Here is a 25,376-nt window from a genome sequence, read left to right on the forward strand (position 1 = left end):
GGGTCTAGCCTGCCAGCGTTGCGCGCTGCAGAGCCGCGAGGTCGGTGCAGCCGCCGAGCGCGAGGTCGAGCAGGGCGTCGAGCTCGGCGCGGTCGAAGGGCGCCGCCTCGGCGGTGCCCTGCACCTCGACGAACTTTCCACTGCCGGTGACGACGACGTTCATGTCGGTCTCAGCCCGGCTGTCTTCGTCGTAGGGCAAGTCGAGCATCGGTACTCCATCGATGATGCCGACGCTCACGGCGGCGATCGAGTCGGTCAGCGCCGTCGCCTTTTTGGCGATGAAGTTGTGCTCGCGACCCCACTCGACGGCGTCAGCGAGGGCGACGTAGGCGCCGGTGATGGATGCTGTGCGCGTGCCGCCGTCGGCCTGCAGCACATCGCAGTCGATGACGATGGTGTTCTCACCCAGCGCCTTGGTGTCGATGATGGCGCGCAGGCTGCGGCCGATGAGCCGCGAGATCTCGTGCGTGCGACCGCCAACCTTGCCCTTGACGCTCTCGCGGTCCATGCGGTCGTTCGTCGAGCGCGGCAGCATGCCGTACTCGGCCGTCACCCAGCCGCGGCCCTTGCCGACGAGCCAGCGCGGCACGCCATTCGTGAAGCTCGCCGTGCACAGCACCTTGGTGTTGCCGACCGTGATGAGGGCGCTGCCTTCGGCCTGGGCGCTCCAGCCGCGCTCGATCGTGACAGGGCGCAGTTGCGAGGGCGTGCGGCCGTCGGCGCGCAGGCCGGCTGCTTCGGCGATGGTGGTCATGAGGTGCCTTTCGGGGTTGAGACTGCAGGAAACGTTCCGGTCGGAAAGGCCTCCACATGCCCGATCTCGGGGCCGAGGAATCGATGGGCGAGCAACCGGAAGTGCTCGGTGTCGGGGCCGGTGGCCTCGAAGACGTGGTGGGGAGCATCCGTTGACGGAGTCTCGAGGCCGTGCGCCACGAGCTGACGGTAGACGTCGTAGGCGGTCTCTTCGGCGCTCGAGACGAGCGACACGTCGGCGCCCATGACGTACTGGATGGCTCCGGCGAGCAACGGGTAGTGCGTGCAGCCGAGCACGAGCGTGTCGACCTCGGCAGCCTTCAGCGGCGCGAGGTACTGCTCGGCGACCGCGAAGAGTTCGGGCCCGCTCGTGATGCCGGCCTCGACGAACTCGACGAAGCGCGGGGCTGCGGCCTGCGTCACGACGATCTCAGGGTCGGCGATGAACGCATCGACGTAGGCGCCCGAGCGCACGGTGCCCGCGGTGCCGATGACGCCGATGCGCTTGCTGCGCGTGCGCCGCACGGCGGTGCGCACGGCCGGCTGAATGACTTCGACCACGGGAATGCCGTGGCCCTGCTCGAAACGCTCACGAGCATCCCGAAACATGGCGGCACTCGCGGTGTTGCAGGCGATGACGAGCAGCTTGACCCCCTGGTCGACGAGCTCGTCCATGATGCGCAGCGCGTGCTCGCGCACCTCGGCGATAGGCAGCGGACCGTAGGGGCCGTTCGCGGTGTCGCCGACGTAGAGCAGCTGCTCGCGGGGCAGCTGATCGATGATCGCGCGGGCGACGGTGAGGCCGCCGACCCCTGAGTCGAAGACTCCGATCGGCGCGCTGCTCACGGGGGTCGAGTCTAGTGCCCTGCAATCGGCCCAGATCTGGGCCAAAAAGGCGTAACCCATGGCGCCTAACGCCAAATTGCCCCAGATCTGGGTCGGGTTTGCTCTAGAGCGGGCCGCGGGCTCGCTCTTGTGCCACCACATGCTCGCGGTCGGCGAGACGCCGCAGCCCCGCGAGCGGCTGCGCCATGCGGTGGTTGCCGCGGATGCTCGGCTCGACCCGATCGAGAAACGCCCAGTACCCCGCGGTGAACGGACAGGCGTCCGGGCCGACGCGCACCTTCGGGTTGAAGCGGCACGAACCGCAGAAGTCACCCATGCGGTCGATGTACGCACCCCCCGAGGCGTAGGGCTTCGTCGCCACGACTCCCCCGTCGGCCCACTGGCTCATGCCGACGACGTTGGCCGGCATGACCCAGGGCGTGCCGTCGACGAACGCGCCCTGAAACCACGCCGTGAGCTCGGCGGGGTCGTACCCGCGCTGCAGGGCGGCGTTGCCCAGCACCATGAGGCGCGGAATGTGGTGCGCATAGCCCGAGCCGCCGACCGTGTCGAGGGTGTGTGACAGGCAGCGGGCATCCGTCGCCGAACCATCGAGCGCCCACCAGTGGGCTGGCAGCGGCTCGTGAGCGGCGAGCGCATTCGAGCGCCGCGTGTAGTCGGGCCCGAGGTGCCAGTAGAGGTGCCAGACCCAGTCGCGCCAGCCGATGAGCTGCCGCACGAGACCCTCGACGCTGTTCAGTGGAGCCCTCCCCGCCTCGTACTCGGCGACGACGCGCTCGACGACCTCGAGTGGATGGAGCAGGCCGAGGTTCAGCGGCACGCTCAGCCGCGCATGCGCCATCGTGTCGTCGCCGAGCATCATGGCGTCTTCGTACGGCCCGAAGTCGTTCAGGCGCGACTCGACGAAGTCGTCGAGGGCGGCGAGCGCCTCGGTGCGTGTCGCTGCGAACCGGCGGGGCCCGTCGCGCCCGAGAAAGCGCACTCCGTCGGCCTCGAGGCGGTCGAGCTCGGCGCGCACCTCGGCATCGATGTCGTCTTCGACGGGCTGCCACGGCAAGGGCAGGCCGAGGCTCGTCGCCCCCTCGGGCGGCGGCTGCCGGTTGTCGGCGTCGTAGCCGAACTGCCCGCCGACCGGCTCGCCACCTTGCATGAGCACGCCGGTGCGCTCGCGCACGTCGCGGTAGAAGCGGTCCATCACGAGCTGCGTCGGTTTGCGCCCCGCGGCCCACTCGGCGAAGTCGGCCTCGCTCGTCACGAAACCCCGCGACGGCAGGATGCTCGCCCCGAGCTCGCGCACGAGCCGCCGTGCGGCCCACGACGGAGGGTCGATCGACTCGAGCCTCTCGCCCGTGAGGCCAGCATCCGTCAGCGCGGAGCGATAGCTGCCCGCCCGCAGAAGCGTGCCGCGTTCGCCCAGCTCGCGCGCACGATGCCGCAGCGCAGTCAGATACAGGTGCGCCTTCTGGCGATGCGTCGGGCGGCGGCGGAACACCTCAGTGTTCTCGATGAGCACGATCGTCCCGCCGTCGTCGAAGGCCGGACCGAGCTGCTCGGCGGTGAGCCAGCGCGTGGGCGGGGGCGAGGCGTGCTCGGTCATGCGCCGACCCTATGGCGAGGCCTCGCGCGTAGGCTGAGCGCGTGACGACCGCTCTGCTGACCGACCGCTACGAACTGACGATGATCGAGTCGGCCCTGCGCTCGGGCCGCGCGCACCGCGAGTGCGTGTTCGAGGTGTTCGGCCGTCGACTGCCGAGCGAGCGGCGCTACGGCGTGCTCGCCGGAACGGGCCGTCTGCTCGACGCCGTCGAAGCATTTCGCTTCGGTCGCGCCGAGCTCGACTGGCTCGCCGACGAAGGCGTGGTCGACGATGCGACGCTCGAGTGGCTCGCCTCGTACCGGTTCACGGGCAGCATCGAGGGCTACCGCGAGGGCGAGCTGTATTTTCCGACGTCGCCGGTGCTGACCGTGCACGGCACCTTCGCCGAGGCGGTCGTGCTCGAGACGGTCATCTTGAGCATCCTGAATTACGACACCGCCGTGGCGACAGCCGCGGCCCGCATGGTCTCGGCGGCCGACGGGCGTCCGCTGGCTGAGATGGGGTCGCGCCGCGCGAACGAATCGGCGGCCGTCGCCGCGGCCCGCGCTGCCTACATCGCGGGCTTCAGTGCGACATCGAACCTCGAAGCCGGACGAACCTGGGGTGTGCCGACCATGGGCACTGCCGCCCACTCGTTCACCCTGCTGCACGACACCGAAGAAGACGCGTTTCGCGCACAGGTCGACTCGCTCGGATCGGGAACGACCCTGCTCGTCGACACCTACGACGTGCGCACGGCCATCGAGACCGCGGTGCGTGTCGCTGGGCCCTCGCTCGGTGCCGTGCGGCTCGACTCCGGCGACTTGCCCTCGCTCGTGCGCGAAGTGCGCGCGCAGCTCGACTCGCTCGGCGCCACCGCGACCCGCATCACCGTGACGAACGACCTGGACGAGTCGTCGATCGCGGCCCTGCGTGGTGCCCCGGTTGATGCCTTCGGTGTCGGCACCTCTGTCGTCACGGGATCTGGGTCACCGGCGGCCGGCTTCGTCTACAAGCTTGTCGCGCGGCGCGATGAGCAGAGTGCCGAGTGGATGCCCGTCGCGAAGTCATCGCCCGGCAAGGTCTCGGCGGGCGGAACCAAGAGGGCCGAGCGGCTGCTGCGCGACGGCGTCGCTCTCGCCGAACGCATCGTCGTCGATGACGACCACGACGGCGTGCCCGAAGGCCTGCAGCCCGACGCCGCAGTGCAGGCGCGCGAGCTCACGGTGCCGCTCATGACCGACGGCGTCGCAGACCCGCGCTGGCTCGGCCCGGCGGGCGTGCAGGCAGCGCGCGAACACTGCGCGGCCGCGGTCACCGAGCTGCCGGCCTCGGCGCTCCGACTCAGCCGTGGCGAGCCCGCGCTGCCGGTGCTGACCGTCTGAACCGCGTTCGTGAACCGGCAGGGTACACGACCACTGCCCCCAGCGTGACCCCTATCTGCGGTGGCCCTGACCTCCCTATGGTCGATGAACGACCGTGCTGGCGCGAACCGGGGGACCACCATGACACGACTGGGGTATCACGCATCTCATGAGCAGTTGGGCCCTCGCACCCTGCTCGAGGCCGTGCAACTCGCTGAGCGAGTGGGCTTCACCGAAGCCATGTGCTCCGATCACTTCGCTCCGTGGAACACCCGCCAGGGTGAGTCGGCGTTTGCCTGGGCGTGGCTCGGTGCCGCTCTCGAGGCGACCAGCCTGCGCTTCGGCGCCGTCAATGCTCCCGGTCAGCGATACCACCCCGCGATCATCGCCCAGGCGATCGCGACCCTGGGCGCCATGTATCCCGATCGCATCTGGACGGCCTTCGGCAGCGGCGAGAACCTCAACGAGCGCATCACGGGCGACCGCTGGCCGTCGAAGCCCGAACGCAACGAGCGCCTCGAGCAGAGTGTGCACGTGATCCGAGAGCTACTCGCCGGGCACGAGGTCAGTCACGAGGGGCGAGTGCGCGTCGACCGGGCACGCCTCTGGACACTGCCCGAGCATCCGGTTCGACTTTTCGCCGCGGCGGTCACCCCTGAGACGGCCGCCTGGGCCGCAGAGTGGGCCGACGGTCTGCTCACCGTCAATCAGTCGACCGAGAAGCTCGAGCGGGTCATCGGCGCCTACCGAGATGCGGGTGGCGACGGCGCCGTCATGCTTCAGCTGCACGTCGCCTACGCCGACTCGCACGAACAGGCGCTGCGCGAAGCTCACGAGCTGTGGCGCACCAACGTCTTCCCTCCCCCGCTGTGCTGGGACATCGACTCGCCCGAAGCATTCGAACAGGCTGCCCAGCACGTGACCCCCGAGCAGGTGAAGGGTTCGGTCTTCGTGTCGGCTGACGCCACCGCTCACGTCGACGAGGTGGGGCGGATGCTCGATGTGGGGTTCGATCGTGTGTACCTGCACCAAGTACCAAATGACCAGCGCGCGTTCCTCGAGATGGCCGCAACGCACCTGATTCCGGCGTTCGCGGAGGTCGGAGCATGAGGCTCACCGACACAAGCGACCTGTGGTGGAAGACCGCGGTCATCTACTGCCTCGACATCGAGACCTTTCTCGACTCGAACGACGACGGTGTCGGTGACCTGCAAGGACTCTCTCACCGCATCGACTACCTCGCCGAGCTTGGAGTGACATGCCTATGGCTCATGCCGTTCTACCCGACACCCGGCAGGGATGACGGCTACGACGTCACTGATTTCTACGGGGTGGATGCTCGACTCGGGCACCTCGGAGACCTCGTGGAGGTCATCCGTACCGCGCGCGACCGGGGCATTCGCGTGATCGCCGATCTCGTGGTCAACCACACCTCAGATCAGCATCCGTGGTTCCGCGCCGCCCGCTCGAGCCGTGATTCGCCGTACCGCGACTTCTACATCTGGCGCGACGAGCCTCCGGCGACGCAGCCCAAGCCTGTCTTTCCCGACGCTGAAGACGGCGTGTGGCAGTTCGACGAGAAGACTCAGCAGTACTACCTGCACAACTTCTACCATCACCAACCAGACCTCAATCTCGGCAACCCCCGCGTGCGCGATGAGATTGCCAAGATGATGGGGTTCTGGCTCGAGCTCGGAATCAGCGGATTTCGTGTCGACGCTGTGTCGTACCTGCTGGAGGAACAAGCCGAGAGCGACCCGCACGAGCTCGTGCGGAACCTGCGCAAGTATCTCTCTCGCCGCGCGGGTGACGCCGTGCTGCTCGGCGAAAACAACCTGCCCTATGAGCAGCAGTTGCCCTACTTCGGCGACGGCGATGCCGAAGGCCTCACGATGCAGTTCGACTTCGTCGCCATGCAGCAGATGTACCTCTCGCTCGCTCGAGAGGATGCCCGGCCTCTGGCCGCAGCGTTGCAGGACCGGCCGGTTCTGGCCGAAGAGGCGCAGTGGGCAAACTTCGTGCGCAACCACGACGAGCTCACGCTCGACAAGCTGAGCGACGACGAGCGCGCTGAGGTGTTCGAGGCTTTCGCGCCCGAGCAGCACATGCGACTGTTCGATCGGGGCATCCGTCGCCGGTTGCCGACCATGCTCGATGGCGACCCGCGACGGGTGCGCATGATTTACAGTCTGCTGTTTTCGCTACCGGGCACTCCGGTGCTCTTCTACGGCGAAGAGCTGGGCATGGGTGAAAACCTCGACATCGAGGGCAGGCAAGCGGTGCGCACACCGATGCAGTGGAACGATTCCCCGGGCGCAGGCTTCTCACGGACGCCGCGACGGGGCCTGGCGCCACGTGTCACCGGCGACGGCTACGGCCCTGCGCACGTCAACGCCGCCCAGCAGCGGAATGACCCCGACTCTTTGCTGCGGTACATGGAGTTGTTGATCAAGCGCTATCGAGCATCGTCAGAGATCGGATGGGGTCGGTTCCTCCTGCTCGAGCAGGAGTCGACCTGCGTGCTTGCGCACGCGATGATCGGCGAACAAGGGGCCATGATCGCCGTGCACAACTTCTCATCCCATCCTCAGACGGTGTCGATCACGGTGCCGGATGTGGAGGGCCCAGTGCAATTGGTCGAATTGCTCGACGACGGACGCGTGGAGACCGACGGTCGAGGCCGGGTCGAGCTCGAGCTTCAGGGGTACGGCGCGCGCTGGCTGCGGGTACACCGCAGCGATGATCTGCGGCTCACCTAACAGGGCCACAGCGTTCGCTCGCAGCACGAACGCCGTGAACGGCACTGCCCCCGCCGCCGGGGGTAGCCGGAGCGGGGGCAGCAGCGGGCGCTATCGCGCCCCGAGACGAGACGAGATCAGCCCTCGGTCTCTTCCTCGGTGTCCTCGTCGAGGTCGTCGTCGAGGTCGTCGTTCATGTCGTCGTCGACGTCGTCATTCAGGTCGTCGTCGGGCAACGGTTGCTCTTCACCTGGAATCGGCTCGTCGATGATTTCGTCTTCCGCCGTCGTGGGGTTGCCGCACGCCGACAGTGCGAACACCGTGGCGATTCCGAGTGCTGCGAGTCCTCGTTTCATGTTGTGCTCCTTTCGATGAGGAGCTTCCACGCTAGGCGCGCACGCTACCCCCCGAAAGGGGGTAGACCTTTCAGTCGGAGCCTGCTAAACGGCACGTTCGTCGGGCGCTTGCACGCGCTGACCGACGACGGCGCTCACGCCGTCGTGGCGCATGCTGACGCCATAGAGCGCATCGGCGATCTCCATCGTGCGCTTCTGGTGCGTGATGATGATGAGCTGCGAACTCTGCCGCAGGTCGCGGAAGATCGTGAGCAAGCGGCCGAGGTTGGCATCGTCGAGCGCGGCCTCGACCTCGTCCATGATGTAGAACGGGCTCGGGCGGGCCTTGAAGATGGCGATGAGCAGCGCCACCGCCGCGAGCGAGCGCTCGCCGCCGCTCAGCAGGCTCAAGCGCTCGATCTTCTTGCCGGCGGGCTTGACCGTGACCTCGATGCCCGTCGTGAGCATGTTCTCGGGGTCGGTCAGCAGCAGGCTGCCGGTGCCGCCGGGGAACAAGATCGGGAACACGACGTCGAAGGCCGCCTGAGTATCGGCGAACGCGGCGGCGAAGATCGTCTGCATCGTCGAGTCGACCTCGTCGATGATCGTGAGCAGGTCGCGGCGCGTGCTCGCGAGGTCGGTGAGCTGCTCGGTGAGGAACTTGTGGCGCTGCTCGAGCGCCGCAAACTCTTCAAGGGCGAGCGGGTTGACGCGCCCGAGCTGGCTGAGCTTGCGCTCGGCGCGCGCGAGGCGGGCCTGCTGCTCGGCGCGGTCGAAGGGCTTGCCGGCAGCGTCTGTTCGCAACTCAGGCTGAGCGTCGTCAGGTGCTGTGCTACCTGTCACATCTGTCCGCTCAGCCTGAGTTGCGAACGGGTGCACGGCGGCCTGGGCCACAATGTCGGCTACCCGGGCGGCCTCGTCGTCGCTCGTCGGGTCGAATGCTGGCGCGTCGGGATCGGGGTCGACGCGCGACGCCGCCTCGGCCGCGATCGCGTCGGCGACGGCCCGCGCGGCCGCGGTCAGCGCATCATCGTCGGGCACGGGCACTGCGGGGCCGTACTCGGCGACGAGCACGTCTTCGACGAGGCCGAGCTCGTCGCCCGCGCGCTCGAGCAGCTGCGTCAGGTGCAGCTTCTTCTCGTAGATCTGCAACTCGAGGCCGTGCACGCCCTCGGTGATCGCACTCAGGCGCTCGCGCAGCGAGCTCTCGGTGCGGCGCAGCTCGAGCAGCTCGTCGTTCTGGGCCGCGCGCTCCGACTCGCGCTGAGCAAGGGCAACACGTGCTTCGGCGACCGAGCGGTCGATCGACTGCTGCACGGCCGGCAGGGCGACCGCCACGGCCGTCGCACGCTCGACCTGGCGCTGCCGCAGCACCGTGCGGCGTGCGGCCTCGTCGGCCGCAGCCTTCTCGGCCAAGCGGCGCTTCTCGAGCTGCTCGGCGGCCTCGCGCGCGCCGCGCACGCGCTCGCGCACGGTCTCGAGCTCGATGCGTCGCTCGAGCTCGGCCGCCCGCGCCGCCTCGAGGTCGACGACGAGAGCATCGCGCGCCGACGCGTCGAGCATGGGGCGAGGGCGAGCAGCGAAGGCCTCGTGCTCGGCCTGCGCACGCTCGACGGCCGCCTCGGCCTCGCGCACCGACTCTTGCGCCGCGTCTACCCCGAGCGCGAGCCGGGCGGCTTCTGCCTCGGCGGCCTCGGCCTGTGCTCGCGCCCGCGAGACCTGCTCGCTGCGGGCGGCGCGCTGAGCATCCTGATCGCGCACGGCGGCGAGCGCCTCAGCGGCCTGCTGCTTCGATGCGGTGAGGGATGCCCGCGACTCATCGAGCACGCCCCGAGCTCGCTCGATGCCGGTCGAGACCTCGGTCAGCCGCACCGAGGCGGCGTCGCGCTCGGCGGCGAGCTCGAGCCGGCTGCGTCCGGCACCGGAACCGCCGCGCAGCACCGAGCGTGTCAGCACGTCGCCCTCGCGGGTTACGATGCTCACCGAGTCGGCGCCGTCGAGCTTCTGCACGGCGGGCCAGGCGGCGCGGGCGGCGGCGAGGTCGTCGGCGATGAAGGTGCGCGCGAGCAGGGCGAGCACGCCGTCGGGCGCGGTCAGCACCTCGGTGGCGGGCGTGAGTTCGCCCACCGCTGACAGGGTCGCGGTAGCGCCGGACACGCGGGCGAGCACGACATCGACGCGGCCCGCCTCGGCGGCGTGCGCGCGCTCGAGGGCGGCGAGACCCGCGTCGAGGTCGTCGGCGAGCGCGGCATCGGCGAGGGTGCCGAGCGCTGCGGCGATCGCGGCCTCGAAGCCCGGCGTCACCTGCAGGTGGTCGCTGACGAGGCCGCGAATGCCGGTTGAGCCCACGAGTCCGCTCGCTCCGTCACCCGTGTCGATGGCCTGAGAGAGGGCACTCACTCGGGCCGCGAGGGCATCGCGCTCACGCTCGAGGGCGTGCACGGTGTCGCGCTCATTGTCGAGTCGTGCTGTGATCTCGGCCACGCGCGCATCGGCGTCGGCGAGCGCGGCATCGAGGGCGCGCGATTCGTCGGTGCCTTCGCCCTCGTCGACCTCGGGCAGGGCGGAGAGGTCGGCGCGGGTCGCCTGCTGCCGCGCGGTCGCCGCCTCGAGGGCGTTCTGCTGGCGCAGCAGCTCGCCCCGGGCGGCCGCGAGCGTCGAGCGTGCCACGTCGACGCGCCCGGCGAGCGCGGCGAGCTCGAGGTCGTGCTGCGAGACCAGCGCGCTCTGCGCCGCGATCTCGTCGTCGAGGGCGTCGAGCGCGGCACGCGCGGTCGCCGTGCGGGCGGCGACCTCGCCCACCTGCTGCTCGGCGGCAGCAACACCCTCGCGCAGAGCCTCGGCCTCGGCGCGAGCCTCATCGACCTGAGCCTGCGTGATGGTCGTCGACATGCCGGGCAGCTCGGCCTGCTGACTCAGTAGCGTCAACTTCTGCTGCGTGAGACTCGAGAGGCTGCGCACGCGCTCTTGCACCTGCTCGAGCTCGAAGGTCACGCGCCGAGCCTCATCGACAGCGTCACCCACCTGCTGCGATTCGATGCGCTGCACGCGCAGACGCGTCTGGTCGAGCTGGCTCTGCACAACGATGCGCTCACTCGTGCGCTCGCTCTCGGTGCGGGCGTGGTCGGCCAGAGACTCGCGCAGGGCGACCACTTCGTCGGCGAGGAGCCTCGCGCGAGCATCCCGCACGATCGCGGCGATCGTCTGCGCCTCGCGCGCGATCTCAGCCTGCCGGCCGAGCGGAGTCAGCTGGCGCCGAATCTCACCCGCCAGATCGCTCAGGCGCGTGAGGTTCGACTGCATCGCCTCGAGCTTGCGCACCGTCTTCTCTTTGCGTCGGCGGTGCTTCAAGATTCCCGCCGCCTCTTCGATGAACCCGCGACGGTCTTCGGGGCTCGCGTGCAGCACCGCATCGAGCTGACCCTGCCCGACGATGACGTGCATCTCGCGCCCGAGACCCGAGTCGCTCAGCAGCTCTTGCACGTCGAGCAGGCGGCAGGCCGTGCCGTTGATCGCGTACTCGCTGCCGCCGTTGCGGAACAGGGTGCGCGAGATCGTGACTTCGCTGTAGTCAATGGGCAGGGCGCCGTCGGCGTTATCGATGGTGAGCAGCACTTCGGCGCGGCCGAGCGGCCCGCGCGTCGCGGTGCCGGCGAAGATGACGTCTTCCATCTTGCCGCCGCGCAGGGTCTTGGCTCCCTGCTCGCCCATGACCCAGGCGAGAGCGTCGACGACGTTCGACTTGCCCGAGCCGTTCGGACCGACGACGCAGGTGACGCCCGGCTCGAACTGGAAGGTGGTCGGCTGCGCGAACGACTTGAAGCCCTTGAGGGTCAGGCTCTTCAGGTGCACGCGCTGCCCCCTCTCGGCACGGTCGACGGCGACCGCCGCACGGCGCAGAACGGTCAGGCCTACCGTACCGGAGCGGCGAGGGCTATTCTGGCGGGCTGGCCTGCCGACGAGGAGACCTCATGAGCGAGATCGTGATTACCGAAGTGGTGATTCCTGAGACCGTGGATGCACCAGACGCCGCCGACTTCATCGCGGCCGTCGCGGTGCGCACGCGGGTCAACGCGCACGACTCGGGAACCGGCGACGAGGCGCGACCACCAGAGGAGATGCTGCCCGGCTGGCGCAAGCAGCAGTTCGAGCCCAAGCGACTGTTTCTCGCGCGCCGCGACGGCGAGGTCGTCGGGCGGGGTATCGCCGAGTACCGGCTCGGAGAGGCGATCGACTCGGCGTGGCTGCACGTCGAAGTGCTGCCGGAGGCACGCGGGCGCGGAGTCGGGCGCGCGCTCGCCGAGCATGTTGAGAACGTTGCGCGTGTCGACGGCAAGCGTCGCGCCATCGTCTACGCGCCGTGCTGGAAGGTCGGTGGCGAGCGAATGGCGGCCCCGACGGGCTTCGGCGATGTCGCCGCCGACACCGCCGAGACGCGGTTGCTGGTCGCCCTCGGCTACCGGCTCGAGCAAGTCGAGCGCGGCAGCAAACTGCCGCTGCCGCTCGACGAGCAGGCGCTGCGGCTCGTGCACGACGAAGCCTCCGAGATCGCCGGGCCCGACTACCGCGTGCATCTGTGGGGCGATCGGACTCCCCCGGAGTGGCGCGAAGACATCGCGCACCTTCTGACACGCATGAGCACGGATGCTCCATCGGCCGGTCTCGAAGAACCCGAAGACCCGTGGACCGTCGAGCGCCTGCTGGCCGATGAAGAAGGGGAGGCGGATGGCCCGCGCACGCCCTTCGTCGCCGCGGTCGAGCACGTGCCGACCGGCAGGCTCGCGGGGTTCACCGAACTCGTCGCACCCGACGATGGCACTCGACCGGTCGACCAGGAAGACACGATCGTGCTCACCGAGCACCGCGGGCACCGCCTGGGCCTGCTGCTGAAGGCCGCGAACCTGCTGCACCTGCAACGAGTTCGCCCCGGGCATCCGGCTGTCGTCACCTACAACGCTGAAGAGAACCGGCCGATGCTCGATGTGAACGAAGCGCTCGGGTTCGTGCCCTTCGTCTACGAAGGCGCGTGGCGCAAAGACCTGTGACGCTCAGCGAATCCGCTGGCAGCGCGGGCAGAAGTGCGAGCCGCGGTTCATGAACTGCTCGCGCACGATGAGGCGACCGCAGCGGGCGCACGGTCGACCCTGCTGGCCGTAGGCGCGCAGTGAGTGGCTGAAGTACCCCGAGGCTCCGTTGACGTTGACGTACTGCGCGTCGAACGAGGTGCCGCCCTCGACGAGCGCGCGACGCAGCACCGCGCGCACCTCGGCGAGCAGTTCGCCGCTCTTGCGCGTCGAGAGCGTCTCGGTCGGCTGGTCGTAGTGCACGCGCGCGGCCCAGAGCGCCTCGTCGGCGTAGATGTTGCCGATGCCGCTGATGAGGGTCTGGTCGAGCAGCGCTCGCTTCACGGTGGTTCGCTTAGCGGCGAGCCGGCGACGGTAGAGCCGCTCGTCGAAGGCCGGGTCGAGAGGGTCGCGCGCGATGTGGGCCACCTGGCTCGGGATGCTCGCGAGCGGTAGACCGTATCCGGCCGCCGCCCCGTCGGGCGTCGGCAGCAGCGCGTCGATCGCCATCGAGCCGAAGATGCGCTGATCGACGAAGTCGACCCGCAGCGGGCCGTGCAGCGGATGAGTCAGAGTGAACCGCACGCGCGTGAGTGCAGAAGGCTCGGCGTCGAGGTCACGCAGCAGCACCTGGCCGCTCATGCCCAGGTGGGCGACGAGGGCTTCGGTAGGTGTATCTGCCCCGGCCAATGGCAACCACAGAAACTTTCCGCGACGCACCGCGCCCAGCAGCGTCGCGCCCGTCAGCCGCTCGATGAAATCTTCACTCGGGCCGACGTGTCTGCGCAGCGAGCGCTCGTCGAACACCTCGACAGCGTCGATGCGTGCGCCGGTGACGGCCGGTTCCAGTCCGTGTCGAACGACCTCGACTTCGGGCAGTTCGGGCACGGCTCAGCGCCGCGACTGCAAGGTGGTGAAGGCCTCGAGAGCAGCGCCCATCTCGGCCTGCTTTTTGCTGCTGCCCTGGCCGGTGGCAACCGGTTTGTCGGCGAGCATGACCGTGGCAGTGAAAACCTTTGAGTGGTCGGGGCCGTCGTCGGCGATCTCGTAGGTCGGCAGGCCCAGCCCGAGGCGAGCGGCGAGCTCTTGCAGCGACGTCTTCGGATCCATGCCCGCGCCGAACCGGTCGGGGTCAGCGAGTAACGGCGCGATGAGGCGCAGCACGAGATCGGTGGCCACCTCACCGCCGAGGTCAAGGTAGGCGGCGCCGATCAGAGCCTCGACGGTGTCGGCGAGGATGGACGACTTCTCGCGGCCGCCCGTGAGCTCTTCGCCCTTGCCGAGCTTGAGATGCTCGCCGAGGCCGATCGAGATAGCAACCTCGGCCAGTGCCACGGCCGAGACGAGCGAGGCCCGACGCTTGGCGAGATCGCCCTCGCTCAAGTCGGGGTAGGTCGTGTAAAGCATGACCGTGACGGCCTGCCCGAGAATGGCGTCGCCGAGAAACTCGAGCCGCTCGTTCGTCGCGACGCCGCCGTTCTCATACGCCCACGATCGATGCGTGAGCGCCAGGTCGAGCAGCTCGGGCTCGATAGTGACTCCCAGAGCTTGCTCGAGAGTGGAATGAACCACCGTTGATTGACTAGACGTCGGCGACCTTGCGGCCCTTGTACTCCATGTACAGGGGCGTGCCGGCGGAGTCTTCGACGACCTTCGCGCGGTGCGGGAGGCTGTAGACGACCTTGCCGTTTTCGATGGTCTTGACCAGGGTGGGAACCTCGGCCTTCCACTGCGAACGACGTGCGTGGGTGTTGGCGCGCGACTTCTTCCGCTTGGGAACAGCCATGATGTCTCTCTTCTCTCTCACCACCGCCGTGCGCGTGAGCGCACCACGGTGTCAGTCTGATTCGGCCTGAAAGCCTTCGAGCGCGGCCCACCGAGGATCGATGGTTTCGCTCGGCCGCCGTTCCGGATGGTCTGCGAGGCGCTCGCCCGTTTCGGGGTCGAGCCCCGGGCAATCGTCTCGGCACACCGGCTGGAACGGCAGTGCGAGCACTACCGCGTCACGAACGACCGGTTCAACATCCACGTGGGTTTCGTGAACCTGGTAGTCATCGGCAACCTCAGGAGAATACGCGAAAAGCTCCTGAAAATCGACTCGAAGGTCGATCGCGACCTCGTCAAGGCACCGCACGCACTCGGCACGCGCCGTCGTGCGGGCCTGACCCGTTACGAGAATGCCGTCGTGCAGCCCTTCCAGGCGCAGGTCGATTTCGAGCTCGGCACCCGCCGGCACGATCGCCGCGCCAGCCCCGAGCTGCTCGGGCGTCACGAGGTCGAGGGTCTTCTCGCGCATCTCGCCGGGGCGGTGCACGATGTCGCGCACATTCACGCGATAAGGGCTCGAGGGGGCAGGCATAGCGTCCCAGTCTAGCGCCGCAGGGCACTCACCGCCGTCGGCAACGGGGGGGCGCTCATAGAACGGCCGCGAGCATCTCCCGCCCGATCGCAAGAGGTGCCCGCGGCCAGTTCTGATTACAGGCCGTGACTCTGCGCGACAGCCGTGAAAGCGCCGTCATACGCCTGCAAGGCGACTGCGACTTGGTCGGCAGTCACGATGCACGGCGGCACGACATGGATGCGGTTGTCGGCCGCGAAAGGCAGCACTTTGCGCGCCATGAGCTCGGCCTTGAGCGCGCCGATGATCTCGGGGCCGACGGGCTCGCGTGTCGTGCGGTCAGTCACGAGGTCGAGCGCCCAGAACACGCCCAGGCCGCGCACGTCGCCGATCATCGGGTGCTTCTCGGCGAGCGCCCGAAGGCCCGGTCCGAGGTGCTGCTCGCCGATCATCCGTGCGTTCTCGACGATCTTCTCGTCGGTCATCGCGTCGATCGAGGCGACGATCGAGGCGGCGGCGAGGGGATGCCCGCTGTAGGTGAGTCCGCCCGGAAACACGCGCTCGTCGAATGCCGCGGCGATGCTCGGGCTCATGACCACACCACCCACGGGCACGTAGCCGCTGTTGACGCCCTTCGCGAAGGCGATGAGGTCGGGAGTCGCCCGGCTCGGGTTGATCTCGGGGTTCTGCCACGCGAACCAGTCGCCCGTGCGGCCGAAGCCGGCCATGACCTCGTCGGCGATCCAGACGATGTCGTACTTGTCAGCGATCGCGCGCACGCCCTCGAGGTAGCCGGCCGGAGGCGCGAAGATGCCGGCCGTGCCAGGCACCGACTCGAGCAGGATAGCCGCGATCGTGCCGGGGCCCTCAGCGACGATCGTGCGCTCGAGGTGGCGCAGGGCGCGCTCGCACTCCTGCTCGGGGCTGTCGGAGTAGAACTCGCTGCGGTAGGTGAACGGGCCGAAGAAGTGCACGTGGCCGTAGGCGTACTCGTTGGGCATGCGGCGCCAGTCGCCCGTCGCCGCGATCGCCGCACCCGTGTTGCCGTGATAGCTGCGGTAGGTGCTCAGCACCTTGTGCTTGTGGGTCGTGAGGCGGGCCATGCGCACGGCGTTCTCGATCGCGTCGGCGCCGCCGTTGGTGAAGAAGACCTTCGAGAAGCCGTCACCCGCCTTCTCGACGATGCGCTTCGCGGCCTCGCCGCGGGCGAGGTTCGCGTGCGAGGGCGCGACGGTGGCGAGCTCGGCGGCCTGGCGCTGAATCGCCTCGACGACCTTCGGGTGCGAGTGGCCGATGTTGGTGTTGACGAGCTGGCTCGAGAAGTCGAGATAGGTCTCGCCGTCGTAGGTGTAGACCTCGCAACCCTTCGCGCTCGCGATGACGAAGGGCTTCAGTGCCCCTTGCGCGCTCCACGAGTGAAAGACGTACTCACGATCGAGGTCGTAGGCACGCGTGCCGTCGGCCGGGTCGGAAGCGGGGGCGGGAGTGTGTGACCGGTTCAGAGTGTCGGTCATGGTTATCGGTCCTTGAGTCGCAGGAATGGGATAGCGCCCATTATCGCCGGTCAGGGCCCGATCTGTTGCTCGCGCAGAAGTGCAGGAATCTTCTCGCGGAACGGGAAAAACCCGCGGGTCGCGTGTGGCCAGGCGAGGGCATCCCACGGGCGCAGGATGCGGGTGAGGGTGAGGTCGTCGCTCAGCTCTCTCTCGAGCTGATCGAGGCGGTCGCGCACCGGTCCGACGGGGCCGTACGGGGTCACGATCGCGGTCAGGTCGTAGCTGCTCGCCCAGTCGCGAATCGCGGATGCCGTGAGCCTGTCGAGCGCGCTGGCGTCGGCCCCGAAGTGCGCGCCGGCCCGTGCGCGGCCGTCGGCGAGCGCCGCCGCGGTGAAGCCCGCCACGAGCGCGTTCGCCGGATCGGCCGCGGGCGACCGCGGCTCCCCCGCCGTCGGGCTCGCGACCGCGACGACTTCGAGGCCGGCGAGCTCGAGGCTCTCGGAGTGCAGGTCGTCTTCGTGCAGGAGGAGCCCGACGCGACCGCGCGGCAGCGGCTCGGGCCGAGGCGCCGGGCCGGGCGCAGGAATCGGCCCGTCGTCGTCGACCGCCGGCGCGCTCTCCGCGAGCCCGCGCGGGCTGAACCGGCCTTCGGTCGCGAACTCGATGTTCTGCGTCGTGGCGAGGTAGGTCTTGCCGACAGTCTGCAGGCCCGCGACCCACCGCCAGCTCAGCGTGTTCGAGGCCGGGTCGCCGTCGAGCAGGTGCCGCAAGAAAAAGTCGGCGCCGAGCTGCCAGGGCAGGCGCAGCGTGAAGATCCAGATGCTCGCGAACCACATGCGCGCGTGGTTGTGCAGATAGCCGAGCTCAACGAGTTCGCGCGCCCAGTCGTCGAAGCCCTCGATGCCCGTTCGGCCCGCGATCGCGTCGTCGTATGTCGCGCGGTCGGCGGCGCTCAGGGAGTCGAGCGCGGGCGCCACACTCGCGCTATAGCGAGCCCACACACTCGGGCGAAGCTCGAGCCAGCCCTTCCAGTAGGTGCGCCAGTAGACCTCCTGCACGAACTTGCCCGCCGCGTCGAGCGAGTGCCGCTGCAGCACGGCCTCGACGACCTCGCGCTCGGTGACGAGGCGGTGCCGCACCCAGGGCGAGAGGGTCGACACGTTCGAGCGATCCCCCGGGCCTCGGTCGGTATTGCGCTCAGCAGCGTAGGCACGACCGGCACGGGGAACGAACTCGGCGAGCCGGGCGAGCCCGGCCTCACGCGTGGGTTCGAACGTCATGCCCTCATCGTGCGCTCGGGTGCCTGGGAAGCAGCGGGATGCCCGCCGCGGGCATCCCGAGCCTTCACACGCGCGCGGTCTTGCTGCCCTTCATCGCCGGGATGACGTGCTCGCCGTAGACGCGCAGCGTCTCTTCTTTGTTGTCGTGCTGCAGGTAGCCGGCGAACTGGTCGACACCGAGGTCGCGCAGCGCCTCGAGCTTCTCGATGTGGTCTTTGCCGTCGCCGAGCACGCAGAAGCGGTCGACGATCTCGTCCGGTACGAAGTCGACGTGGTCGTTGCCGGCCTTGCCGTGGGTGTTGTAGTCGTAGCCCTGGCGGCCCGCGATGTAGTCGGTGAGCGCCTTCGGCACGTCTGAACTCTCGCCGTGCTTCGCGACGATGTCGGCCACGTGGTTGCCGACCATGCCGCCGAACCACCGCACCTGATTGCGCATGTGGTCCCAGTCGGTGCCGATATACATCGGGGCCGCCACGCAGAACTTGATCGCCATCGGGTCGCGCCCGGCGTTGTCGGCCGCGGTGCGCACGGTCTCGATCATCCACTTCGCGATGTCGAGGTCGGCGAGCTGCAGAATGAAGCCGTCGCCGACCTCGCCCGTGAGCTTGAGCGCGAGCGGGCCGTAGGCGGCCACCCAGACCTCGAGCTCGCTGCCGTGGCTCCACGGAAACTGCAGCGTCGAGCCGTTGTACTCGACGGCCCGCGAGTTGCCGAGCTCGCGGATGACGTGAATCGACTCGCGCAGTTCGGCCAGGGTCGTGGGCTTGCCGTTCGTCACGCGCACGGCCGAGTCGCCCCGGCCGATGCCGCAGATCGTGCGGTTGCCGTAGAGCTCGTTGAGGGTCGCGAAGACGCTCGCCGTCACCGTCCAGTCGCGGGTCGCGGGGTTCGTCACGAATGGACCGACCGTGATGCGCTTCGTCTCGGCGAGGATCGCCGAGTAGATCACGTAGGGCTCTTGCCACAGGATGTGGCTGTCGAAGGTCCACACGTGACTGAACCCGTACTGCTCCGCCAGCATGGCGAGGTGCACCGTGCGGCTGGCGGGCGGGTTGGTCTGCAGAACAGCGCCGAAATCCATGGATGCTCGTCTCTCGTTGCTCGTGCGCGGTGGGTATCGACTCAGACCAGGTACTGCGAGAGGCCGCGGCGCAAGTACTGCCCGTGCCCGGCTCGCCCGTGGAACTCGTCGTTCTGGATGACGACCGAGCCGCGCGAGATGACCGTGTCGACCTTCCCGTCGATTTCGAAGCCCTCCCACGCCGCGTGGTCCATGTTCATGTGGTGCTTCTTGCCCGTGGGGTTGCCAGCCTCGTCGACGGGCATGCCGATCGACGTGTGGCCATTGGGGTCGTAGACCACGATGTCGGCGTCGGCACCGGGAGCGATGACGCCCTTCTTGCCGTAGAGCCCGAACATGCGCGCGGGCGTGGTCGAGGTGATCTCGACCCAGCGCTCGAGCGTGATCTGGCCCGTGACGACGCCCTGGTACATGAGATCCATGCGGTGCTCGACCGAGCCGATGCCGTTGGGTATCTTCGAGAAGTCGCCGAGGCCGAGCTCTTTCTGGTCTTTCATGCAGAACGGGCAGTGGTCGGTCGAGACCATCTGAATGTCGTTCGTGCGCAGGCTCTGCCACATGTGGTCTTGGTGCCCCTCGGCCTTCGACCGCAGCGGAGTCGAGCACACCCACTTGGCGCCCTCGAAGGCACCGTACTTTTCGCTCACGGCACCCAGCTGTTCTTCCAGCGACAGGTAAAGGTACTGCGGGCACGTCTCGCCGAACACGTTCTGGCCGATGTCGCGCGCGGCAGCAAGCTGCTCGACGGCTTGCTTGGCGCTCACGTGCACAACGTAGAGCGGGGCTCCGGTGAGGTTAGCGAGCATGATCGCGCGGTGCGTCGCCTCCTCTTCCATCTGCCAGGCGCGGGCGACACCGTGGTAGTACGGGTCGGTCTTGCCCTTGGCGAGCAACTGAGCAACGAGCACGTCGATCGCCGGGCCGTTCTCGGCGTGCATCATCGTCATGAGCCCGTGCTCGGCGGCCACCTGCATCGCGCGCAGAATCTGGGCGTCGTCGGCGTAGAAGACGCCCGGGTAGGCCATGAACATCTTGTAGCTCGTGATGCCCTCGTCGATGAGCTTGGGCAGCGCGGCGAGCGAGTCGTCGTCGACGCCGCCGACGATCTGGTGAAAGCCGTAGTCGATCGCGCAATTGCCCGCGGCCTTCTGGTGCCACTCGGCGAGGCCGTCGAACACCTTGGCACCGGTTGTCTGCACCGCGAAGTCGATGATGCTCGTCGTGCCGCCCCAGGCCGCGGCCTGCGTGCCCGTCTCGAAGGTGTCGATCGCCGCGGTGCCGCCGAAGGGCAGCTCCATGTGCGTGTGCGCGTCGATGCCGCCAGGGATCACGTACTTGCCCGTCGCGTCGATCACGGTGTCGACGGATGCCGACAGATCGTGCCCGAGCAGAGTCGACCCGGGCGCGAGCACCGCGGCGATGGTCTCGCCATCGAGCAGTACGTCGGCCGCGCCGCGGCCCGTGGCACTGACGACGGTGCCGCCGGTGATGAGGGTGGTGGTCATGGCCGGGCCTCCTTAGGGCTTCACCGTCGCGATGTACGAGTCGGGGCGGCGGTCGCGGTAGAACTGCCAACTGTTGCGCACCTCGCGAATGAGGTCGAGGTCGATATCGCGTGTGACGATCTCGGTCTTGTCTTGGCTCGCGACGTCGCCGACGTAGTTGCCACGCGGGTCGACGAAGTAGCTCGAGCCGTAGAAAGTCACCGCGAGGTCGCCGAACTCGTCGCTCTCGGTGCCGATGCGGTTGTTGGCCGCGATGAAGTACTGGTTCGCGGCGGCCGCGGCGGGCTGCTCGAGCTCCCACAACCGGTTCGAGAGGCCGGGCTTCGTCGCGCTCGGGTTGAACACCAGCTCGGCGCCGTTGAGGCCCAGCTCGCGCCATCCCTCAGGGAAGTGCCGGTCGTAGCAGATGTACACGCCGACCTTGCCGACGGCCGTATCGAACACCGGGTAGCCGAGGTTGCCGGGGCGGAAGTAGAACTTCTCCCAGAACCGGTCAAGGTTCGGAATGTGGTGCTTGCGGTACTTTCCGAGAACCGTGCCGTCAGCATCCACCACCACCGCGGTGTTGTAGTAGACGCCGGGCATGTCTTCTTCGTAAATCGGCAGCACCATGACGAGCTTGAGCTCTTTCGCGAGCGCAGCGAACCGCTGCACGATCGGCCCGTCGGCCGGCTCGGCGTAGTCGTAGTACTTGGCGTCTTCGATGATGCCGAAGTAGGGCCCGTAGAAGAGCTCTTGGAAGCAGATGATCTGAGCCCCGTCGGCGGCGGCATCGCGCGCGAACTGCTCGTGCTTCGCGATCATCGACTCTTTGTCGCCCGTCCAGGTGGTCTGGGTGATGGCGGCGCGGATCGTGGTCATGGGTGGTGGTTCCCCTCTGCAGCGTTGAACAAGGGCCAGTGTGCGCTCACGTCGTTTCGAACGCGTTTCGCGCAGTGACGGTTGCATGACACGCTAGGCCGCATCTGCGCAGATCAACAGGTTCGCGCGCACATGAGCATGGTTCGGTCAACGATCGCCCGCCGCTAGCGTTGACCGCATGAAGATCGTGGTGCTCGCGGGCGGCGTCGGCGGAGCACGTTTCGTGCGCGGTGTGCGCGAGGCGGTGCGGCGCGCGTCGTCGGGTGCGCCGAACGATGCGGATGCTGCGCTCGCGAATGCGCAGGTCGACGTCATCGTGAACACAGGTGACGACTGGTGGCTCGCCGGGCTGCGCATCGCGCCCGACCACGATTCGCTGCTCTACACGCTGAGCGGCCAGAACGACGAGGTGCGCGGCTGGGGGCGAGTGGGCGAGACCGAGCGGGTCTCGGCCGAGCTGCAGGCCCATGGAGTGACCCCCGACTGGTTCACCCTCGGCGACCTCGACCTCGGCACGCACATCGCGCGCACCGCATGGCTGCGTTCGGGGCTCACGCCGTCTGAGGTCTCGGCTCGACTGCAAGCGCGGTGGCCGCTCGGCGTGACGCTGCACCCCGCGACCGACGACGAGGTCGACACTTATGTCGTGACGACGGCCGGCGAGCGCCTGCACTTTCAGGAGTGGTGGACGCGCCATCGCGCTACCCTGCCCGCCGCACGGTTCGAGCAGCAGAACCTCGCGACGGCACGCCCATCCCCCGGCGCGCTCGCGGCGCTGGCGGCCGCCGATGTCGTGCTCATCGCGCCGTCGAACCCGGTCGTGTCGATCGGCACGATCCTGAGCATCCCCGGCATGCGCGACGCCGTGCTGAGCGCCGGCTCGTCGTCGCCGGCCGGCCGCGCGCCCATCGTCGGCGTCTCACCGATCATCGCCGGAGCGGCCGTGCGCGGCATGGCCGACGCGTGCCTCACGGCGATCGGCGTCGAGACGGATGCCGCCGCGGTCGCCCGGCACTACGGCTCGCGGTCATCGGGCGGTCTGCTCGACGCCTGGCTTGTCGGCGTCGAAGACGAGTCGCTCCTTACGGGGCTGCGCGCGGACGGCTTCGCCGCCAGCGCGGTGCCGCTCTGGATGCGCGACCTCGACACTTCGGCAACTCTCGCCGCAGCAGCCCTTGCCGCGGGGCTCGAGCAGCCCCGCGCCTGACGCAACGCCACCGACGGCGCCACCGCCTGGCGCGTGCCCGAGTATCGGGCGGCCGTGCTCCAGTGCACCACGAGGCCTTCGGGCGCATGTCGTGCCACGTGTCCGTCTGCAGGCAGAGAGATGTGCAGGTCGAGCTCGTCAGCGACCTCGGGCCTGACCATTCCGTGGTGAACGAGCGCACTCACGCACGCGAGCGGCCCGCCGGCTGCCCACGCCGCCCGAGCGTCTAGGGGCAGGTCGCTCGCCGCGTACCACCCGATGCGAATACGGTCGAGGTTGCCGTAGCGCCAGGCGAACCAGAGATCTGTCTCGCTCCACCCGGCGTGCCTCAACTCGCGTCGCGACGCGATACCGCCGAGTCGACGGATGACGGGATCGAACCCTGAGAAGCCGGCCATCCCACCAGCGTGCCCTGCGGATCGCCCACTTTCTCGCGCCCTGGAGAGGTCGGGTGCGAGCAAACTCCGTTCGCGACTGGGGAGGACACGCAGATCCATGTCGCTCCCGCCCCAGATCCGCCAGCAGCAACAGGGCACCTCGGTGCACTTCAACGGATGCGGAACTTCGTGAATGGTGTTCGCGTACTTCCGCATCGGTTGAAGTCTCTGGGGTAGGTGCACGCAAAGACATGTCGTGCCGCACTCTGTGGTTGGTTCGCGTCGAGGCTCGCGCCTGGCGCGGTCGACGCGCTCAGGTGACCGGCGTACGGTCGTGGGATGAGCTCGCCCACGGCAACCCGCCGCGAGACCGCGCACACGGTCGCTGGTTCCGTCGCGCTCGACGGGCGTTTCGCTCGCGAGTTGCCTGAGCTGAGCATCCCGTGGTCGGCGCAGACCGCGCCTGCACCGCGACTGCTCGCGCTCAATGAGCCGCTCGCCCGCGAGCTCGGCATCGAGCCGACTTGGCTCCGAAGCGACGCGGGCATCGCGCTGCTGACGGGCTCCGCGGTGCCGGAGGGAGCGACGCCGGTCGCCCAGGCCTACGCGGGCCATCAGTTCGGCGGATTCAGCCCTCGATTGGGCGACGGGCGTGCACTGCTCCTGGGCGAGCTCACCGACATCGACGGCGCTCTGCACGACCTGCACCTCAAGGGGTCGGGCCCAACACCCTTCGCACGCGGCGGCGACGGCTACGCGGCCATCGGGCCCATGCTGCGCGAGTACATCATCAGCGAAGCCATGCATGCGCTCGGCGTGCCGACCACACGATCGCTAGCCGTTGTCACGACCGGCCGCACGGTGCATCGTGAGACCGCGCTGCATGGAGCGCTCCTCGCTCGCGTCGCGAGCAGCCACCTACGGGTCGGCACCTTTCAGTACGCGGCGACGCAGGACGACCGCGACCTGCTCCATCGCCTGACCGACATCGCAATCGCCCGGCACGCGCCAGCGGCGGCCGAGGCGGAGCGCCCGGCGCTCGCCCTTCTCGACATGGTGATCGAAGCACAGGCGACGACCGTCGCGCGGTGGATGAGCATCGGATTCGTGCACGGCGTCATGAACACCGACAACATGACGATCTCGGGCGAGACGATCGACTACGGCCCCTGCGCGTTTCTCGACGCCTACGACCCCGGCGCCGTCTACAGCTCGATCGACCACGGTGGCCGATACGCCTACCGCAACCAGCCGGTCGTCGCCGAATGGAACCTCGCCCGCTTCGCCGAGACGCTGCTGCCGCTCATCGACGACGACCTGCAGCACGCCATCGGGCTCGCGACTGCGGCCCTCGAGCGGTTCAGCGCGCACTATGCCGACGCGTGGCTGTCGCTCATGCGTGCGAAGCTGGGGCTCGGTGAGGCAGTCTCCGATGAGACAGCGGCGGTACTCGCCACCGACCTGCTCGGGTTGATGGAGGAGGCGCGGGTCGACTACACCTCGACATTGCGCGCGCTCTCGGTATGCGCCAGCGGTGGCGTTCGACCCGTCGTGCTCGACAGTGCGACCGGCACGGCCTGGGCCGAACGGTGGCTCGCTCTCGAGCCCGACGCTGACGCCATGGACCGCGTCAACCCGGTGTACATTCCGCGCAACCACCTGGTCGAAGAGGCTCTGGGGGCAGCGACAGATGGCGACCTCGCGCCGTTCGACCGGCTGCTCGAGGCCGTCGCCCGTCCGTACGACGTGCGCCCCGGACTCGAGCGCTATGCCGAGGCCGCCACCGACGCGTTGGGGCCGTACACGACTTTCTGCGGAACCTGACCCCACGAAGGCCCCGAGTCGGCTCTTCGGGCGACGTGGGTCCTGTCTTGAGTACCGAGAGTTCGGCAGCTGGGGGCAGGTCACATCGGTGTCGGTCGATATGCGACCGTGACGAGCCGTGATGCCGTGACATTCGGCGAGTTGCTAGCGTCGATCACATGGCAGCTCGGAACGTTGCGACCGGGGTGGCGGCAATCGTGCTGTGCGTGTCGATGTCAGGATGCACGCCAGCAGTTCGAGGCGCGGTCGGCGTGACGATCTCGAGCGCCGGTGTGCCTATCGCCGTATTGGCTCCGTGCGAGGGAGAAGTAACGGGAGTCGCCCTGAGCATCGTCGATCAGGACGGTTTTCAGATCGAGCTCCTCAAGCGATGGGACTTCGAGCAGGGTGACGCACCGACCGAAGTGCAGCTGGACGCTCCCTTGACCGAACTCGCGGAATCGCAACAATACGAAGTGCGCGCGGGCTCCCAGCACGACGCATGGCCACGCGGTGAGTACAAGAGACTCGAGTACGCGTGGTTCGATCTCGATGACCTCGCCAGGCTCACCCCCGATCTCGTCGTCCACGGATTCTTCAATGGTGGTCACGCCGGAACCATCACGAGCACCAGGGCTCAGTTCGAGAAGACTGCGTGCCTGTGACTCGACTGCGTCATGAGGGCAAGGTCGACTGCAGAGCGCCAAGCAGGCTCAGGGGGCACGAGCGCGCCGGGCGTAGGCTGAGCGCACT

Annotated in this window: 22 protein-coding genes; 8 read left to right on the plus strand and 14 right to left on the minus strand. The window is 68.4% G+C overall.

All coding sequences use genetic code 11. The features are described 5' to 3' along the window. Nucleotides 1-4: 4 nt before the first annotated feature. From rph to KL788_RS04785, 3 genes are read right to left on the minus strand one after another with little or no spacing between them, the layout of a single operon-like run. The gene (gene rph / locus KL788_RS04775) at nucleotides 5-754 is read right to left on the minus strand and encodes a ribonuclease PH (protein WP_293168994.1); all 750 of its coding nucleotides are present in this window, start codon (nucleotides 752-754) and stop codon (nucleotides 5-7) included. Continuing rightward, a complete protein-coding gene (gene murI, locus KL788_RS04780) occupies nucleotides 751-1,659 on the minus strand; it encodes a glutamate racemase (RefSeq protein ID WP_428846108.1) in 909 nt (302 codons plus the stop codon). The genes rph and murI overlap by 4 nt, the downstream gene beginning before the upstream one ends. Nucleotides 1,660-1,702: 43 nt before the next feature. Beyond that, complete coding sequence (locus tag KL788_RS04785; RefSeq protein WP_293168998.1) at nucleotides 1,703-3,196, minus strand: cryptochrome/photolyase family protein; 1,494 nt, start codon at nucleotides 3,194-3,196, stop codon at nucleotides 1,703-1,705. Nucleotides 3,197-3,237: 41 nt separating this feature from the next. Here KL788_RS04785 and KL788_RS04790 point away from each other — a divergent pair, with 41 nt between their 5' ends. The 3 genes from KL788_RS04790 (at nucleotide 3,238) to KL788_RS04800 (ending at nucleotide 7,298) form a co-directional block, all read left to right on the plus strand. Further along, nucleotides 3,238-4,560, plus strand: a complete 1,323-nt coding sequence (locus KL788_RS04790) for a nicotinate phosphoribosyltransferase (RefSeq protein ID WP_293169000.1) — start codon at nucleotides 3,238-3,240, stop codon at nucleotides 4,558-4,560. Between the two features lie 120 nt (nucleotides 4,561-4,680). After that, on the plus strand, nucleotides 4,681-5,649 hold the full coding sequence (locus tag KL788_RS04795) for a TIGR03885 family FMN-dependent LLM class oxidoreductase (RefSeq protein WP_293169002.1): 969 nt from the start codon (nucleotides 4,681-4,683) through the stop codon (nucleotides 5,647-5,649). Continuing rightward, a complete protein-coding gene (locus tag KL788_RS04800; RefSeq protein ID WP_293169004.1) occupies nucleotides 5,646-7,298 on the plus strand; it encodes an alpha-amylase family protein in 1,653 nt (550 codons plus the stop codon). The genes KL788_RS04795 and KL788_RS04800 overlap by 4 nt, the downstream gene beginning before the upstream one ends. Before the next feature lie 116 nt (nucleotides 7,299-7,414). Here KL788_RS04800 and KL788_RS04805 read toward each other — a convergent pair whose 3' ends face one another. Beyond that, nucleotides 7,415-7,633 (minus strand): hypothetical protein, encoded by a 219-nt coding sequence (locus KL788_RS04805; RefSeq protein WP_293169006.1) that lies wholly within the window; start codon nucleotides 7,631-7,633, stop codon nucleotides 7,415-7,417. A gap of 84 nt (nucleotides 7,634-7,717) precedes the next feature. Further along, the gene (locus KL788_RS04810) at nucleotides 7,718-11,464 is read right to left on the minus strand and encodes a chromosome segregation SMC family protein (protein WP_293169008.1); all 3,747 of its coding nucleotides are present in this window, start codon (nucleotides 11,462-11,464) and stop codon (nucleotides 7,718-7,720) included. Between KL788_RS04810 and KL788_RS04815 the strand changes: the two genes are divergently transcribed. Then, the gene (locus KL788_RS04815; RefSeq protein WP_293169010.1) at nucleotides 11,459-11,587 is read left to right on the plus strand and encodes a hypothetical protein; all 129 of its coding nucleotides are present in this window, start codon (nucleotides 11,459-11,461) and stop codon (nucleotides 11,585-11,587) included. The two genes, KL788_RS04810 and KL788_RS04815, sit on opposite strands and share 6 nt — an antisense overlap. Then, the gene (locus KL788_RS04820) at nucleotides 11,584-12,657 is read left to right on the plus strand and encodes a GNAT family N-acetyltransferase (RefSeq protein WP_293169012.1); all 1,074 of its coding nucleotides are present in this window, start codon (nucleotides 11,584-11,586) and stop codon (nucleotides 12,655-12,657) included. Before KL788_RS04815 ends, KL788_RS04820 begins: the two co-directional genes overlap by 4 nt. A 3-nt stretch (nucleotides 12,658-12,660) precedes the next feature. On the opposite strand, the gene mutM is transcribed toward KL788_RS04820, so the two are convergent. The 9 genes from mutM to KL788_RS04865 form a co-directional block, all read right to left on the minus strand. Next, entirely contained in the window at nucleotides 12,661-13,563 is a 903-nt protein-coding gene (gene mutM / locus KL788_RS04825) for a bifunctional DNA-formamidopyrimidine glycosylase/DNA-(apurinic or apyrimidinic site) lyase (protein WP_293169014.1), read from the minus strand. 3 nt (nucleotides 13,564-13,566) lie between these two features. Then, entirely contained in the window at nucleotides 13,567-14,247 is a 681-nt protein-coding gene (gene rnc / locus KL788_RS04830; RefSeq protein ID WP_293169016.1) for a ribonuclease III, read from the minus strand. A 10-nt stretch (nucleotides 14,248-14,257) separates the two neighbouring features. Then, nucleotides 14,258-14,461, minus strand: coding sequence for a 50S ribosomal protein L32 (gene rpmF, locus KL788_RS04835; RefSeq protein ID WP_100822306.1), 204 nt, complete (start codon nucleotides 14,459-14,461; stop codon nucleotides 14,258-14,260). Nucleotides 14,462-14,512: 51 nt separating this feature from the next. After that, nucleotides 14,513-15,034 carry a YceD family protein gene (locus KL788_RS04840; protein WP_293169021.1) on the minus strand — a complete coding sequence of 174 codons (522 nt, stop codon included), beginning with the start codon at nucleotides 15,032-15,034 and terminating at the stop codon, nucleotides 14,513-14,515. A 116-nt stretch (nucleotides 15,035-15,150) separates the two neighbouring features. Then, the gene (locus KL788_RS04845; RefSeq protein WP_293169023.1) at nucleotides 15,151-16,527 is read right to left on the minus strand and encodes an aspartate aminotransferase family protein; all 1,377 of its coding nucleotides are present in this window, start codon (nucleotides 16,525-16,527) and stop codon (nucleotides 15,151-15,153) included. A gap of 50 nt (nucleotides 16,528-16,577) precedes the next feature. Continuing rightward, nucleotides 16,578-17,789, minus strand: coding sequence for an FAD-binding domain-containing protein (locus KL788_RS04850; protein ID WP_293169025.1), 1,212 nt, complete (start codon nucleotides 17,787-17,789; stop codon nucleotides 16,578-16,580). Nucleotides 17,790-17,853: 64 nt separating this feature from the next. After that, nucleotides 17,854-18,870 (minus strand): TIGR03842 family LLM class F420-dependent oxidoreductase, encoded by a 1,017-nt coding sequence (locus tag KL788_RS04855; protein ID WP_293169027.1) that lies wholly within the window; start codon nucleotides 18,868-18,870, stop codon nucleotides 17,854-17,856. Between the two features lie 41 nt (nucleotides 18,871-18,911). Beyond that, complete coding sequence (hydA, locus tag KL788_RS04860) at nucleotides 18,912-20,375, minus strand: dihydropyrimidinase (protein ID WP_293169029.1); 1,464 nt, start codon at nucleotides 20,373-20,375, stop codon at nucleotides 18,912-18,914. A gap of 12 nt (nucleotides 20,376-20,387) precedes the next feature. Further along, nucleotides 20,388-21,236, minus strand: coding sequence for a nitrilase-related carbon-nitrogen hydrolase (locus KL788_RS04865; protein WP_293169031.1), 849 nt, complete (start codon nucleotides 21,234-21,236; stop codon nucleotides 20,388-20,390). A gap of 178 nt (nucleotides 21,237-21,414) precedes the next feature. On the opposite strand from KL788_RS04865, the gene cofD reads away from it, so the two are divergent. The 3 genes from cofD to KL788_RS04880 all read left to right on the plus strand — a co-directional run bounded on the left by cofD (nucleotide 21,415) and on the right by KL788_RS04880 (nucleotide 25,288). Further along, nucleotides 21,415-22,443 (plus strand): 2-phospho-L-lactate transferase, encoded by a 1,029-nt coding sequence (cofD, locus tag KL788_RS04870; RefSeq protein WP_293169033.1) that lies wholly within the window; start codon nucleotides 21,415-21,417, stop codon nucleotides 22,441-22,443. A 716-nt stretch (nucleotides 22,444-23,159) separates the two neighbouring features. After that, complete coding sequence (locus KL788_RS04875) at nucleotides 23,160-24,644, plus strand: protein adenylyltransferase SelO (RefSeq protein WP_293169035.1); 1,485 nt, start codon at nucleotides 23,160-23,162, stop codon at nucleotides 24,642-24,644. A gap of 251 nt (nucleotides 24,645-24,895) precedes the next feature. Next, nucleotides 24,896-25,288: a hypothetical protein gene (locus KL788_RS04880; protein WP_293169037.1), complete on the plus strand. Its 393-nt coding sequence runs from the start codon at nucleotides 24,896-24,898 to the stop codon at nucleotides 25,286-25,288. The last annotated feature ends 88 nt before the right edge of the window (nucleotides 25,289-25,376 follow it).

Source organism: Microcella sp., assembly GCF_019739195.1.
Taxonomy (GTDB): domain Bacteria; phylum Actinomycetota; class Actinomycetes; order Actinomycetales; family Microbacteriaceae; genus Microcella.

Bases quoted from the DNA above. Each gene is read 5' to 3' on its own strand.
- rph (WP_293168994.1), bottom strand. From the start codon at position 754: ATGACCACCATCGCCGAAGCAGCCGGCCTGCGCGCCGACGGCCGCACG.
- murI (WP_428846108.1), bottom strand. From the start codon at position 1,659: ATGGGTTACGCCTTTTTGGCCCAGATCTGGGCCGATTGCAGGGCACTA.
- KL788_RS04785 (WP_293168998.1), bottom strand. From the start codon at position 3,196: ATGACCGAGCACGCCTCGCCCCCGCCCACGCGCTGGCTCACCGCCGAG.
- KL788_RS04795 (WP_293169002.1), top strand. From the start codon at position 4,681: ATGACACGACTGGGGTATCACGCATCTCATGAGCAGTTGGGCCCTCGC.
- KL788_RS04800 (WP_293169004.1), top strand. From the start codon at position 5,646: ATGAGGCTCACCGACACAAGCGACCTGTGGTGGAAGACCGCGGTCATC.
- KL788_RS04805 (WP_293169006.1), bottom strand. From the start codon at position 7,633: ATGAAACGAGGACTCGCAGCACTCGGAATCGCCACGGTGTTCGCACTG.
- KL788_RS04820 (WP_293169012.1), top strand. From the start codon at position 11,584: ATGAGCGAGATCGTGATTACCGAAGTGGTGATTCCTGAGACCGTGGAT.
- rpmF (WP_100822306.1), bottom strand. From the start codon at position 14,461: ATGGCTGTTCCCAAGCGGAAGAAGTCGCGCGCCAACACCCACGCACGT.
- KL788_RS04840 (WP_293169021.1), bottom strand. From the start codon at position 15,034: ATGCCTGCCCCCTCGAGCCCTTATCGCGTGAATGTGCGCGACATCGTG.
- KL788_RS04845 (WP_293169023.1), bottom strand. From the start codon at position 16,527: ATGACCGACACTCTGAACCGGTCACACACTCCCGCCCCCGCTTCCGAC.
- KL788_RS04850 (WP_293169025.1), bottom strand. From the start codon at position 17,789: ATGACGTTCGAACCCACGCGTGAGGCCGGGCTCGCCCGGCTCGCCGAG.
- KL788_RS04855 (WP_293169027.1), bottom strand. From the start codon at position 18,870: ATGGATTTCGGCGCTGTTCTGCAGACCAACCCGCCCGCCAGCCGCACG.
- hydA (WP_293169029.1), bottom strand. From the start codon at position 20,375: ATGACCACCACCCTCATCACCGGCGGCACCGTCGTCAGTGCCACGGGC.
- KL788_RS04865 (WP_293169031.1), bottom strand. From the start codon at position 21,236: ATGACCACGATCCGCGCCGCCATCACCCAGACCACCTGGACGGGCGAC.
- cofD (WP_293169033.1), top strand. From the start codon at position 21,415: ATGAAGATCGTGGTGCTCGCGGGCGGCGTCGGCGGAGCACGTTTCGTG.
- KL788_RS04875 (WP_293169035.1), top strand. From the start codon at position 23,160: ATGAGCTCGCCCACGGCAACCCGCCGCGAGACCGCGCACACGGTCGCT.